At 46.7% G+C, this 14,723-nt stretch carries 11 protein-coding genes; all 11 read left to right on the top strand.

Translation table 11 applies throughout. The features are described from left to right. Positions 1–91: 91 nt before the first annotated feature. Positions 92–6,259 (top strand): AAA family ATPase, encoded by a 6,168-nt coding sequence (locus BV372_RS17920; protein WP_086687858.1) that lies wholly within the window; start codon positions 92–94, stop codon positions 6,257–6,259. Between the two features lie 6 nt (positions 6,260–6,265). After that, positions 6,266–6,889: a response regulator transcription factor gene (locus BV372_RS17915; RefSeq protein WP_086687857.1), complete on the top strand. Its 624-nt coding sequence runs from the start codon at positions 6,266–6,268 to the stop codon at positions 6,887–6,889. A gap of 232 nt (positions 6,890–7,121) precedes the next feature. Further along, positions 7,122–7,700 (top strand): DsbA family protein, encoded by a 579-nt coding sequence (locus BV372_RS17910; RefSeq protein WP_086687856.1) that lies wholly within the window; start codon positions 7,122–7,124, stop codon positions 7,698–7,700. Positions 7,701–7,750: 50 nt separating this feature from the next. After that, positions 7,751–8,185 carry a cupin domain-containing protein gene (locus BV372_RS17905; RefSeq protein ID WP_086687855.1) on the top strand — a complete coding sequence of 145 codons (435 nt, stop codon included), beginning with the start codon at positions 7,751–7,753 and terminating at the stop codon, positions 8,183–8,185. Positions 8,186–8,245: 60 nt separating this feature from the next. Continuing rightward, entirely contained in the window at positions 8,246–9,802 is a 1,557-nt protein-coding gene (locus tag BV372_RS17900) for a GMC family oxidoreductase (protein WP_086687854.1), read from the top strand. 65 nt (positions 9,803–9,867) lie between these two features. Then, complete coding sequence (locus BV372_RS17895) at positions 9,868–10,848, top strand: SDR family NAD(P)-dependent oxidoreductase (RefSeq protein WP_256973301.1); 981 nt, start codon at positions 9,868–9,870, stop codon at positions 10,846–10,848. Between the two features lie 107 nt (positions 10,849–10,955). After that, the gene (locus BV372_RS17890) at positions 10,956–11,747 is read left to right on the top strand and encodes an SDR family oxidoreductase (protein WP_086687852.1); all 792 of its coding nucleotides are present in this window, start codon (positions 10,956–10,958) and stop codon (positions 11,745–11,747) included. A gap of 40 nt (positions 11,748–11,787) precedes the next feature. Continuing rightward, on the top strand, positions 11,788–12,201 hold the full coding sequence (locus BV372_RS17885; RefSeq protein ID WP_143845175.1) for a hypothetical protein: 414 nt from the start codon (positions 11,788–11,790) through the stop codon (positions 12,199–12,201). Beyond that, the gene (locus tag BV372_RS17880; RefSeq protein ID WP_143845173.1) at positions 12,186–13,370 is read left to right on the top strand and encodes a ScyD/ScyE family protein; all 1,185 of its coding nucleotides are present in this window, start codon (positions 12,186–12,188) and stop codon (positions 13,368–13,370) included. The genes BV372_RS17885 and BV372_RS17880 overlap by 16 nt, the downstream gene beginning before the upstream one ends. A gap of 35 nt (positions 13,371–13,405) precedes the next feature. Next, positions 13,406–13,975, top strand: a complete 570-nt coding sequence (locus BV372_RS17875; RefSeq protein WP_086687850.1) for a DUF981 family protein — start codon at positions 13,406–13,408, stop codon at positions 13,973–13,975. A gap of 50 nt (positions 13,976–14,025) precedes the next feature. After that, positions 14,026–14,723, top strand: a 698-nt coding sequence (locus BV372_RS17870) for a dioxygenase (RefSeq protein ID WP_086687849.1), incomplete at its 3' end; no start/stop codon positions are given.

Genomic DNA, 14,723 nt, shown 5'->3' with positions numbered 1-14,723 from the left:
GTTGCTTAAAGCGAATTTGAGTTAAGTCAATGGCTTGTCCTCTACGCAGTTTTTGTAACACAACTCATGGTACTCATCGGGAGAGAACTCAATGATTGCCCTAGCTGGAGTCGCCATCCAAAGCAAAATCTATGAGAGTTCAGCATCTTTGGTGTACCGGGGTATCAGGATGCAGGATGGTCAGGCGATCGTCGTAAAAATGCTCAAGCAAGATTATCCCTCACCTCAAGAACTCATTCGCTATAGGCAGGAATATGAAATTACCCGTTCCCTCAAAGAGGAAGGAGTCATCAAAGCATATAGCCAGCAAGACTATCAGCGTACGCTTGTTATTTTATTGGAAGATTTTGGTGGAGAATCTATCGAAAGGTGGATGTGGCAGCAACCAAAGTTTTGCCCTATACCTTTATCCAATTTTTTACCATTAGCAATTGATATCACAGATATTTTAGGCAGAATTCATGCTGCTGGAGTCATTCACAAAGATATCAATCCTAGCAACATCGTTCTTAATCCGAATACTGGCGTTGTCAAAATTATTGACTTTGGTATTGCCACCCGCATTAACCGCACCAATCCGAGGTTCAAAAGTCCTCATGTGTTAGAAGGCACGCTTGCCTATTTATCTCCAGAGCAAACAGGGCGGATGAACTGTTTGCTCGATTATCGCACTGATTTTTACTCGCTCGGTGTGACGTTCTACGAACTGCTCACTGGACAGTTGCCGTTTCCCACAACGAACATCCTGGAACTCGTCCATTGTCATATTGCCAAATCACCTGTTCCTGTGCATCAGGTGAATGCAACAATTCCCAAAGCAGTTTCAGACATTATTCTGAAACTGATGGCGAAAAATGCAGAAGATCGCTACCAAAGTGCTTGGGGGATTAAAGCGGATTTAGAACGCTGTGCAGACCAATTTACAACAACAGGTCAAATTGCTCATATTCAATTAGGTCTGCAACACGTTTGCGATCAGTTTCACATTCCTCAAAAGCTATATGGACGAGAAGCAGAAATTGCAGCATTATTGGCGGCATTTGATAGAGTAGCCGGAATGGAGAATGTTGGCGAAGTCTGCCAACCAGAGGAAGGGATAGAAAATTCTCAATTCAAAGTCGAAATGATTTTGGTCTGTGGCTATGCGGGAGTTGGCAAATCAGCACTAGTGCAGGAACTCTACAAGCCGATCACAGCAAAGCGCGGTTATTTTATCTCTGGTAAATTTGACCAGTTCCAGCGCAATATTCCCTACAGTGCGATCGCCCATGCTCTGCAAAAATTGGTGCAACAACTGCTAGGTGGACCCGATGAGCAGTTGCAACAGTGGCGATCGCGCCTGCTCACAGCCTTAGGAAATAACGCACAAATCATCGTTGATGTGATTCCGGAAGTTGAGTTAATTATTGGCAAGCAGCCTCCGGTACCAGAAGTTGGAGCAACTCAAGCTCGAAATCGCTTCAATCTAATCTTTAGAAAGTTTGTACGGGTGTTTTGTTCAAAGGAACACCCGCTTGTAATCTTCCTCGATGATTTGCAGTGGATAGACTCAGCAACACTTAAGTTAATCGGGCTGATGCTGCTTGATGAGCAAACCCAATTCCTGTTTTTAATTGGAGCTTATCGAGATAATGAGGTGAATCCAACGCATCCGTTGGCATTAACGCTCTCAAGACTGCGAAAACAAGGAGCTGTGCTTCATGAGATTATCCTGGCACCCTTAACGCTGGAGCCGTTAGCTCAGTTGGTTGCTGAGACACTACATCAAGATGCTAATACTGTTCGTCCCTTGGCTGAATTAGTGCTGCGTAAAACCGAGGGTAATCCCTTCTTTGTCGGTGAATTCTTACGATCGCTGTACACTGAAAATCTGTTGCGCTTTAATGCCCAGCAGGGAAGCTGGCAGTGGAACGTTGCTCAAATTCAAGCTCGGAATATTACCGATAATGTAGTGGAGTTGATGCTCTTGAAGTTGAGAAAACTACCAGAGGACACACAGCACATTCTCCGGTTAGCGGCTTGTATCGGTGCTGAATTTAATTTAGATACGTTAGCGGTCGTTTGTGAGCAATCCCCTAAAGCGGTGTCTCTAGATTTATTAGCAGCCATCCGAGCTGGATTAATTCAACCTTTGTCTGAATTAGATGAAAACTTGTTAGTTCAAGAATATAAGTTTTTGCACGATCGCGTACAGCAAGCAGCCTATGCTTTGATTGATGAGTCGCACCAACAAATTGTTCATCTTCAAATTGGTCGCAATTTACTCGAAAAGACTTTGAGCGAACAGCTATCAGAGCGGCTTTTTGAAATTATCGATCATCTCAATTTAGGGGTTGATCTCGTCTTTGGGCAGGAACGAAACAGCATTGCCAGACTCAACTTAATGGCAGCCCAAAAAGCCAAAGCGGCAACTGCCTATAGTGCAGCTTTGAAGTATGCGATCGCAGGCATCGAGTTACTCGCAACCGATAGTTGGCAACATGAGTATGACCTCAGTTTGGTTCTTCATGAAGAAGCCGCAGAAACTGCCTATCTATCCGGTAACTTTCTGGCGATGGAGCACTGGGTTGCTATTGTTGTGCAAGAAGCTAGAACCATTTTAGATGAAGTGAAAGTTCATGAGGTCACAATCAAAACTTATGTAGCACAGACTCGCAAGTTAGATGCGATTAAAGTCGGGTTGCAAGTGTTGGCAAAACTAGGGCTGAACCTACCAGAATCACCTACAGAATTCCAGATTCAACAAGTACTTTCAGAAACAACAGAAGTTCTGCAAGGAAGGAATATTCAAGATTTGGTGCATTTACCTTTAATGACAGATGCCAATAGATTGGCTGCCATGCGTATTATTTCAAATATCATTTCTCCTGCTTTTCAGGCTATACCTGCACTGTTTTGGCTAATGGCGTGCGAGCAAGTAAAGTTATCGATTCAATATGGCAATGCACCTACCTCTGCGGTCGCCTATGCTTGTTATGGAGTCATTATCACCGCAGCAACCCAGGATGTAGAGAAAGCTCATCAGTTGGGTCAACTTGCCCTCAGCCTTGTGGAACGGTTGAATGCGAAAGAACTTAAGAGTAAAACCTTTCTGAATGTTGCGGAAGGCATCAGCTTTGGGAAATCCCATTTCAGAGAAGTAGCATCCCTGTTGCAAGAAAGTTACTCCAGTGGAGTAGAAACCGGAGATTTTGTATTTGCAGGTTTAGCGGCTTACCAAAAATGTGAGTATTTATATTTCAGTGGATTAGAACTGACAGAATTAGAACGTGAGATGAAGAACTGTAGCCATGCCATCGCCCAATTGAAGCAGGGAGCCTGTTTGAATTACCATGAGCTCTTTTGGCAGGCAGTGCTTAACTTACAAGGACACGTTGATGCCCCTTGCTGTTTACAAGGCGTTGTTTACAATGAGCAGCAGGGATTGAACGGCTATTTAGCAACCAATGATTCTCTTGGATTTCAATATTTTTATATCAACAAGCTGATCCTCTGCTATTTATTTGGGCAGTATACTCAAGCGTTAAAGAGTGCAAATGCGGCTGAGGGGTATCTCAAAGGTGCGCCAGGGCAGGTAACAATGCCACTGCTTCGCTTTTATGACTCTTTAGTGCGACTGGCAATTTATTCATCTGTTTCTGATTCAGAACAAAAAGCATTGCTCCTTGACGCGATCAGCAACCAGGAAAAAATGCACAAATGGGCACGTCATGCGCCTATGAATTTTTTGCATAAATATCATTTAGTCGAGGCAGAAAAAGCGCGAGTTTTGGGTCAGTTGCTTGAGGCAGAAAAATTCTACGAACAAGCTATTCAAGGAGCCAGAGAAAATGAATATATCCAGGAAGAGGCGTTAGCATACGAATTAGCTGCCAAGCATTATCTAGCGCGAGGTTTGGAAAAGTTTGCCCAGCTCTACATGAAGGAAGCCCATTACTGTTATGAACGTTGGGGAGCAATTGCGAAAGTAAGAGATTTAGAAATCCGCTATCCACAGTTTTTTCCTCAGTCGTCAGGCGTAGTTGATACGCCAATTCACACCACTGCTGAAACCACTTCTAACAACTCACCTGTCGCTTTCGATTTAGTAACGGTGATAAAAGCATCTCAAGCGATCGCTCGTGAAATTGAACTGGAGCAGTTGCTTCGTTCGTTGATGCAGATCTTAATTGAGAATGCTGGCGCACAAACCGGATGTCTAATTCTGGAAGACGCAGGAGAATGGTTAATTGAAGCTGCTTGTGAACTCCATGATGGTGAAGCAGTTGCGGTGAGCCACCCCGTTGCGGGGGTTCCCCCCGTTGTAGGGAGTGGCGAACCCGTAAGGGTGGACGGGTTCCCCGGCATAAGCAAACTGCTGTTAGCGTCAGCGGTAGCGAGGAACGAGCGTCACCCGGAGGGCGAGAGTACCTGTACTACACAAGTACTGCGGTCAATTCCAATAGCAGATCGCTTACCTAAATCCATTATTCACTATGTAATCCGGACTCATGAATCTGTCATCTTAAATGATGCCGCTCGTGAAGGTAATTTTATTAATGAGCCATACATTCAGCAGAACCAAACTCGATCGCTTCTTTGTTTACCGTTGCTGAATCAAAGTAAACTCGTCGGCGTGTTGTATCTGGAAAACCAATTAGCGATTGGAGCATTTACATCAGAGCGATCGCAAGTCTTACATCTACTATCGACTCAAGTTGCGATCGCAATCGAAAATGCCAAACTCTACTCGAAGCTACGCGAAGGCGAAAGTCGAATAGCTCAATTCCTAGAAGCAATTCCAGTAGGAATCGCAGTCATGGATATGGCAGGTTACCCTTACTACTTCAACCAACGGGCAACTCAGCTATTAGGTAAGGGTATTGATCCTTCTGTGACACCCGATCAACTTGCAGAAGTTTATCAAACTTATCTAGCGGGAACGAATCAAAAATATCCAACAGAGAAAATGCCAATCATCCAGGCGTTGAGGGGCAAATATACTAGAGTTGATGATGTAGAAATTCACCAAAACGACAAAATCATTCCAGTTGAAACCTGGGGAACGCCAGTCTTTGACGAACAAGGCAATGTGGTTTATGCGATCGCAGCCTTTCAAGACATGACTGAGCGTAAACAAGCCGAGCAGCTATTAGCTAATTACAACCATACTTTGGAACAACAGGTCGCAGAACGAACGGCAGCTTTACAGCAAAGCGAAGCCGCACTACGCGATGTCTACGACGAGCTTCGCTTACGAGAACAGCAATTACAACTGATCACCGACGCTCTACCCGTCTGTATCAGCTATGTAGATGCAAATCAATGCTATCAGTTTGTTAACCAGACTTATGAGAACTGGTTTAGCCGTAGTCGAGAGGAAATTCTAGGTAAGCATACTCGTGAAATCATAGGTGAGGCAGCTTATCAGGTTGCACAACCGTACATCAATCAAGCACTAGCAGGGCAAATTACAATCTACGAAGCAGAAATCCCCTATCCTTTTGGTAAGCGATATATCAGTGGTTCTCTCATCCCTGATTTCGATCACGAAGTGGGCGCTCTGCGCCATCGCAATAATCGAGTCAGGGGATACTATGGTCTGATCACAGATATTAGCGAACAGCGAAACGCTGCACTGCGTGAACGCAAACGCGCCGAAGAAGCCTCAATTATGGAAGAACGCAACCGCATGGCGCGAGAAATTCACGACACTCTAGCGCAAGCCTTTACTGGCATTCTGCTGCATATTGGATTAGCAATAGAGCTAAGTACAAAGAAACCAGAGACTGCCCGATCACATATGGAAACCATTGATGAATTAGCCCGCACTGGACTGACTGAGGCTCGGCGATCGGTTTCGGCACTACGACTCAAACTCTTAGAGGAGGGAGATTTATTTAGTGCCCTCAAACACCTAACTACTCAAATGAAATCTTCCAGCGATACTCATATCAGATGTGAAATTACGGGTACAGCCTACTCTTTACCACCTGATGTGGAGAACCATCTACTCCGCATTGGACAAGAAGCTCTAACCAATGCAATTAAATATGCCAATGCCACAGAGATTCATGTTGAATTAGTCTGTGAGGAGACGCAGTGTCTTCTACGGATTAAAGATGATGGACAGGGGTTTGCAGTTGACCAAATTTCCTTGGATAAAAGGTTTGGTTTATTGGGGATGAGCGAACGGGCTGAGCATATTGGCGGTGAGCTAATCATCAAAAGTCAACCTGGTCAGGGCACAGAAATTGTTGTCATTGTGAATCGGGAGTAAGTACTGATGAGTTCAGTCATTCGTGTTCTGATTGTGGACGATCATGCCATCATCCAGCAAGGATTAGCCGCCATCATCAACGAAGAATCTGATATGACTGTCGTGGGTCAAGCCAAGGACGGCGTCGAAGCGATCGCATTGTTCCGCCAGGAGCAACCTGATGTGACCTTAATGGACTTACGGATGCCCCAGATGGGAGGCATTGAAGCGATTAGTGCGATTTGCGCTGAATTTAAAGCGGCTCACATCCTGGTGCTAACTACTTATGATGGAGATGAGGATATTTATCAAGGGTTGCGAGCAGGGGCAAAGGGATACCTGCTGAAGGACTGTAGACCTGGCGAATTACGAACCGCTATTCGTACTGTTTATGAGGGGCAACAGTATATTCCACCGAACGTTGCTGCCAAGTTAGTACAGCGCATGAACCATCCAGAATTGAGCCAGCGTGAGTTAGAGGTGCTTCAATTAGTTGCACAGGGCATGAGCAATCTGGAAATCAGTACGAGTTTGAACATTAGCGAAAGCACTGTCAAATCAAATATCAATCGAATTTTAAGCAAGTTAGGGGCTAAAGACCGTACCCAAGCAACCATTATTGCCCTAAAGCGAGGAATTGCAAGCCTTTAAGCTCATGGCACCAACTCAAGTTTGACAATAAATGAACTTAAGTTCAGTTTAGTGCGGCACTTTAGATTGCCTGATTAGTGATCGTTTTGCTACTTAAAATATAAACTCTGGATTGAAGACAGATTTGAATTTGCCTCGTATATTAAGCCATATAAACAGTTACTAACGATTGAAGGAAAGAGATTTAACAGTACCTCTCATACAAGAGTCTGCTTTTCTTCAAAGGTTTAGAATGAGTCACGATATTTCTACTGAAGCAACTGGAGATCGCAACCAATTAGTTGCGCCACCCTCTGAGCGAGATCATCGACAAGGGTCACTCAATGCCAAAGTTGTGCTCGTTGAGTATGGGGATTATCAATGCCTTCAATGTGGAGAACTGTATGCCTTAATTCAGATTATTCAAAGACAGCTTAACGCACCTTTCCCTGAGCAAAATAATCTCTGCTTTATATTCAGACATTTTCCTCAGCCACAAATTCATCCTCAAGCTCAAAAGGCAGCAGCGGCATCAGAAGCAGCGGCAGCACAGGGGCAATTCTGGCAGATGCACGAAATTTTATTGAAGCATCAGCAAGACCTGGGAGATGGGTATCTAGCGGAGTACGCTCATAATTTAGGACTTGATATCACTCAGTTTGTTCGAGACATTGCCAGAAAAGTGTATGTCGATCGCATCAATCTAGACATTGAAAGTGGAAACCAAAGCGGAGTAACGGCTGCTCCAGCTTTGTTCATTAATGGAGTTCGGTATATTGATTACTGGAATATTGAGCAGTTAATTGCTGCAATTATCACTGCAATTTCTTAAGGTTCCTGATTCCAAACGACATATCACTACAAATCAACAAGAGCAATCTTATGACACAATCTTTCTGGCTTTTGGGCAATCGTAGCACCATCATTGCCGATCACACTACAACCGGTGGTCAGTACGATCTAATCGAGGGCTACAACCCTCCGGGTACACTAACGCCCCTCCATCGCCACACGCGCTATTCCGAACAACTCTACGTGCTGTCCGGGGATCTCACGGTCTGGGCAGGTGAGAACAAGGCTGTGCTAACCCCTGGCGAAAGCTTTCTGATTTCTCCTGGCACTCCTCACGTCGTTGGCGTGCTCAGCGATAAACCAGCGCGTGCATTAGTCGTTGCTGCACCCAGCGGTTTTGCTCGGTTGATTGCAGCAACCGGGACGGTAGATGAGACAGAACCAACAGACCTAGCGCTATTTGAACGCATTGCTGCCGAGATTGGTGACGAAATTCTGGGTCCACCCGGAACGCTGCCTACATGATGCTATGAGAATGTAGCAATCCTCCCGGAACAATGAACAGAACCAGCACAGGAGCTTCTTATGACTGACTATGATTACATTGTGATTGGTGCAGGGTCGGCAGGCTGCGTGGTCGCCAACCGTCTGACGGAAGACAGTGACACGACCGTGTTACTCCTCGAAGCAGGCAACCCAGATACGAAACCAGAGATTCAAATTCCAGCAGAATGTGTCAATCTACTTGGTACTGAGGTGGACTGGGGCTATTTCTCTGAACCAGAACCCTACCTGAATAACCGCAAAATCTTTTGTTCTCGCGGCAAAGTCTTGGGTGGCAGCAGTTCGATTAATTTCATGTTTTACATTCGTGGCAATCCTCACGATTATGACCACTGGCAGTCATTAGGCAATCCCGGTTGGAGTTACCAAGATGTCTTGCCCTATTTCAAGAAATCTGAGCACTCCTCACGCGGTGCTTCTGAATACCACGGGGTTGATGGGGAGTTGAGCGTGACCGATCCGATTTCCCCTGCTGTCGTATCTCAACGCTTTATAGATGCAGTGGTGGCAATGGGCTATGACTACAATCCTGATTTCAACGGTACACAGCAGGAAGGAGCAGGGTTCTATCAGTTGACGGTCAAGGATGGTAAACGACACAGTGCTGCGGTTGCCTTCCTTGTACCTATCCTCCAGCGTTCCAATTTGACCGTAACAACTGGGGCGTTAGTAACTCGATTGTTGTTTGAGGGAACTCGCGCCGTTGGGGTGGAATATCTGCACGAGGGTACGCTGCACCAAGTCAGGGCCGCTCGGGAAGTGATTTTAAGTGCGGGTGCGTTCGATTCGCCCAAGCTGTTGATGCTTTCCGGCATTGGGGATGCAGCCCACTTACAAGCATTGAGGATTCCTGTCGTCGTCGATTTGCCAGGGGTCGGTCAAAACCTCCAAGACCACATTCTCGTTCCTGTGGCATACCAAGCAACTCAGAATTTACACCCTGCAAGCACCAGTAGTGTCGCGGAAGCTGGATTATTTTTGCATAGCGAGTGGAATTCGGAGGTTGCACCCGATTTACGGTTTTACTTTGGTCCCAATCTGTTTGTACCACCTGGCTATGCCCGCCCTGATTGGGCATTCACAGGGGCAGTCTCTTTGACACATCTGCAAAACATTGGCAGTGTCAGTTTGCGTTCATCCGATCCGAAAGACGCACCGATGTTTCGGATGAACTATCTGCAAAGTGAAGTCGATGCGCAAAAGCTTGTTTTCGCACTTAAATTAATCCGTCAATTGCTTCATACCAGCTTCTTTGATGAGTTTCGCGGTGCAGAAATTGCTCCCGGTGCCGACGTTGTGAGTGATGAAGCACTCGTTGCTTACATCCGCAACAATTGTGGCACAGAGTGGCATCCGGTCGGCACTTGCAAAATGGGCACTGATTCGATGGCAGTGGTAGATCCCGAACTCCGAGTACATGGGGTTGAGGGGTTGCGTGTTGTCGATGCATCCATCATGCCGACAATCACCACAGGAAATACGAACGCACCGACCATCATGATTGGCGAAAAGGCAGCCGATTTTATTAAAGCGCGCACGCCGCAAACCATTCCCAATAAACTTAACATCCAAACTTAAACACACTTGTCTATCTAGGATTCAGCTAATAGTCTCTGACCGATCGCAGGTTATCACGCCTGCTCTTGAGTTTATCTGCTGATCTTAAAGAGCAGCAAATAGAATACTCGACATCTGTAAATGAGCATAAAATGACACAGATTACGACACCATTTGGGCGGCATTCCACCGCCGCTGAGGTAGTAGAAGGAATCGACCTCTCTGGCAAGCGGGCGATCGTCACTGGAGCAGCATCGGGCATCGGTATAGAGACAGCGCGGGCACTGGCTAGTACAGGATCTGAGGTGACGCTGGCTGTGCGTAACACTGATGTTGGAGCGCAGACGGCGGCTGATATTACCTCTACCACCGGGAACCAAAATATTCATGTCGCCTTGCTTGACCTAAGCGATCGCGACTCGCTCGCTAATTTTGTTGCTGCCTGGGACTGCCCGCTGCATATACTCGTCAACAATGCAGGTGTGATGGCATTGCCCGAACAACACACGCCCGAAGGCTGGGAAATGCAATTTGCCACCAACCACCTGGGACACTTCGCCCTGGCACTCGGACTCCACGATGCACTAGCTGCGGATGGTACCGCGCGCATTGTGTCTGTCAGTTCCAGTGCTCATTTGATATCGCCAGTGGTATTCGACGATATTCACTTTGCGTTTCGCCCCTACGACCCGTGGTTGGCATACGGACAGTCCAAAACCGCAAATATCCTCTTTGCCATCGGTGCCACTGCGCGCTGGTTCAAGGATGGCATCACCGCCAATGCTTTGATGCCCGGTGCGATCGCCACCAACCTCCAGCGTCACATTGGCGGTAAGCTCTTGACCCCACCTGAGCAGCAGAAAACACCGGAGCAGGGTGCGGCGACCTCTATTCTGGTAGCGACCTCCCCACTGCTGGAGGGCATCGGCGGGCGCTACTTTGAGGACTGCAACGAAGCCACTATCGTCACAAATGGTAACGATTATAAGAGCGGCGTTGCTCCGTATGCCCTCAACCTGGACAACGCTACTCGGCTGTGGGAGGAATCGCTGCGCCTGCTTGCTTGACCCAGTGTTTTTGAACAGGAGGATCGCGATCGCGATCTTTCTCTGAGCCGGAAACTTGAATCAGTAGCAGATCGCAATTTATACACCTAAATGAGGATCTCAGCCTAATGACAACAATCCAAATTGATCCTAACGAATTATCTCACAAGAGAGTGCTGGTGACAGGCGGAACCAAAGGCATGGGCGAAGCTATTGTCAACCGTATTCGGCAAGCCGGTGCAACGGTCATCACAACCGCCCGCTCAAAGCCGAATGAACTTCAATCGCCAGATTTATTTATTCAATCTGACATCAGCACCCCTGATGGCGTGGAAAAAGTTGTCAAGGAAGTGTTTGCTCGTCTCGGCGGCGTAGACATCTTGATCAATAATGTTGGCGGTTCTTCGGCACCTATTGGGGGCGCACTTACCCTCAGTGATGATGATTGGCAGCAGACATTCAATGCCAATTTGTTTGCCGCTGTTCGCTTAGATCGAGTATTTCTGCCTCAGATGCTAGAACAAGGTTCGGGTGTCATCATCCATATTTCGTCTATCCAACGCACCCTGCCGCTTTATGCAACTTTGCCATTAGCTGCGGCAAAGGCGGCGTTAACTAACTACAGCAAAGGACTTTCCAACCAAGTTGCACCTAAAGGATTGCGGGTGAATACAGTTGCTCCCGGTTTCATCGAGACGCCAGCCACCACAAAACGGATCGAGAGATTAGCTGCAAATGCAGGAACAGACTTTGATACTGCAAGACTTGGGCTGATGGATTCCCTTGGTGGGATTCCAATGGGTCGCCCTGGTCGCCCCGAAGAAGTTGCTGAACTTGTTGCTTTCTTAGTATCCAACCGTGCTTCCTATATCAACGGTACTGAATTTGTTATTGACGGCGGAACCATTCCTACTGTGTAAGATCTTGTATGTCGGGGGTAAGTTCTCGTGTTTTCGTAATTTGTTGCCAACTACTCTTTCACCCCTCAACAACCGTAGGTCATCTCCGCAGTACCACGCCAATCTTGATAGTATGCAATACCTGTATCTCAGGGATTTGAGCAGCGCTTCCCAGATTTCGCCAGGAACCGCCTCCGCACGCCATCAAAATGCTGTCCAAAACTTTGGAGCTAAAGATGAAACTTTACCAACCTTCGGTCGAGGGAACGGGGAACAGGCAACGGGCAACAGTGAGGGTCAAAAGCCCCGTATGCGGGGCGATTATGTTGGGCGGGGTTTAAATCCTAGTCCAACACCTGCACTGTTAAGAGTTCCCTATTCCCTATTGCTTTTAACTGGCCCTTGCAAGTTTTGTCCGCTACTGAGGATAGAGCATCGTAAATTCAAAGGAGGAAAATCATGTCTGCAACAGTAAAAACGCCACAAATCTCGCGAATTGAAGTGCTGGCATCTGGTCTGGATAGTCCACGTAAGCTGAACTTTGGTCCTGATGGGGCACTTTATGTTACCGAAGCAGGACGAGGGGGAACAGGTGCCAGTATTCCGTCTCCAACTCAACCGGGCGCGTCTGCGTTCTATGGTGCAACAGGTGCAATTACCCGAATTCAAAACGGTATTGTAGAACGAGTCGTAACCGGACTACCATCGCTGGCATTACCCGATGGATCGGATGCAGCAGGTGTAAGTGACATTGAGTTTGATGCTTATGGAAACGCCTATGCGATCGTGGGTCTTGCTAGCAATCCAGCCAATCGAGATAATCTTCTACAAGTTCCTGATTTTAGCCAGTTGATCGCGATCGATAACTTTGATGGTGGTGCTTCCTGGACAAGATTGAGCGATTTTGGTGCTTATGAGCAAAATAACAACCCCGATGGGCAAAACGTAGACACCAACCTCTATGACTTGCTGATTAAAGACAATACAGCCTATGTCGTAGATGCAGGTGCCAATGCTTTGCTTAGCCAGCGAGCCTTTGGCGGCGAACCAACTCTAGAAACCATCTTTCCGACTCGTACCACGACTAATCCGCTCACGGGTGAAGCAATAGTGCAGCAGTCTGTCCCCACCTCAGCCACCGTTGGTCCTGATGGTGCTCTCTATGTCGGCGAGTTGACTGGGTTTCCTTTTGAACAAGGGGCAGCACAAGTTTACCGTATCAATACTGAAGGTCAACCGGAAGTCTATGCAGGGGGTTTTACGAATATCTCCGATCTGGCCTTTGATAAATCTGGCGGTCTGTATGTCCTGGAATATGATGCGGATGGAATCTTGAATGGAACTGACGCAGGTGCCCTGATTTATGTGTCTCCAGATGGTAAAACTCGCACCACGATCGCGGATGATGAGCTAATTAATCCCACAGGTCTAGAAATCGGTTCTGATGGTGACATTTACATTTCCAACAAAGGCTTTATCGCAGGACAAGGAGAGGTGCTGCGGTTGAGTTTAGAGAAGGATATAACCTTCGGTTGTGCTCCGCTGTATGACCTGGTGAAACACTACATAATGAGCGATCTGGCGAATGTCTACCAACAAGCGTTGAGTCATTCGTTTCCTGTTCAATTATATTCAGGAGCTTGAACGGTGACAAAACCGAACATTTGCAGGGAGATATAATGTTTATCGATTACATTTCACTCATGCTCATTAACCTAGCAGCTGGACTCACTCTGTTAGCTAGTTACGTGTACTTTGGTCTTAGTAGTTCAAATCAGAAACGCTGGATTCCAGGCTTTGGTGTAGTCGGTGCGATTGCTTTAGTCACTGGCTTACACATGATTTTTACCTGGCCTGTTATTGGTAGTTTCAATATTGCCTTTGGTGAAACAACGGTTCTGTTTGGCATTCTATTTGTCGGAACTTCATTAACTCTGGCAATGGGTTGGGAGTTACTTGCTTTGGGCATTTATGGATTCTTTGCAGGGCTTGTATCGCTTCTAATTGGCTTTCGCATCATCAACCTGGGATTAACACAGCTTCCATTGCTGGCAGGTATTGGGTTCATTCTCGTTGGCTTAGGTGGAATTTTTTCTGCACCAACCCTCTATCTCAAAGAAAACCGCTTCTTGCGAATTATTGGAGCAATTCTGTTAGTTGTGGCAGCCCTCATCTTTGGTTTTATTGTATTGACTGCCTACTGGGTACATCTTGCTGACTTCTCGACATGGAAGCCCCTGCCAAGGTAGTCGCTGTCAAACGACCATCATTAATCACGTAACTAAAAAAGAGTTAAATCATGCAGAACATCACGTTTGACACCATCACTCAAGCCGTCATTAATCATGGCAATCGCGGCAAATCTCACCCACGACTGTATGAAATTTACACGAGCTTGATTCGACATTTGCATGAGTTTGTGCGTGAAGTGAATCTAACCCAATCAGAATTGCAGCAGGGACGTAATTTTCTCAACTCTGCAAGTCATCACACTCAAGAGATTCCCACTGGAGAAATCCATCTGTTAACGGATATACTCGGGATCTCAGAGTTGGTAGAATTGCTACACGATGCCCATCGCGGTACAGAAAGCAATTTAGAAGGACCATTGTATGTGCCGAATGCACCAGAACGGCAGATGGGCGATCGCTTGGGTATTGATACAGAAGGAGATTCGCTTTTCCTGTCAGGCAGGGTTTTAGATTTGAACGGTCAACCGATCGCCAATGCTGTGATTGATGTTTGGCAACCCAACTCCAAAGGATTATATGATATCCAAGATCCATCTCAGCCGCTGGGGAACTTTCGGGGACGTTTCAAAACGAACGAGAGTGGAAAGTATATGTTTGAAACCGTGGTGCCAATAGGTTACAAGGTGCCAGCCAGTGGTCCATCTGGCGAGTTGTTGCGACTGTTGGGACGGCATCCCTGGCGGGCAGCTCACATCCATTTCAAAGTCAGTGCCCCAGAGTACACGTCGCTGACAACACAAATTTT

Source organism: Nostoc sp. T09 (assembly GCF_002154695.1).
Lineage (GTDB): Bacteria > Cyanobacteriota > Cyanobacteriia > Cyanobacteriales > Nostocaceae > Aulosira.
Note: the sequence above shows the minus strand (reverse complement) of the source record. Positions and strands in the feature narration are given on the sequence as shown.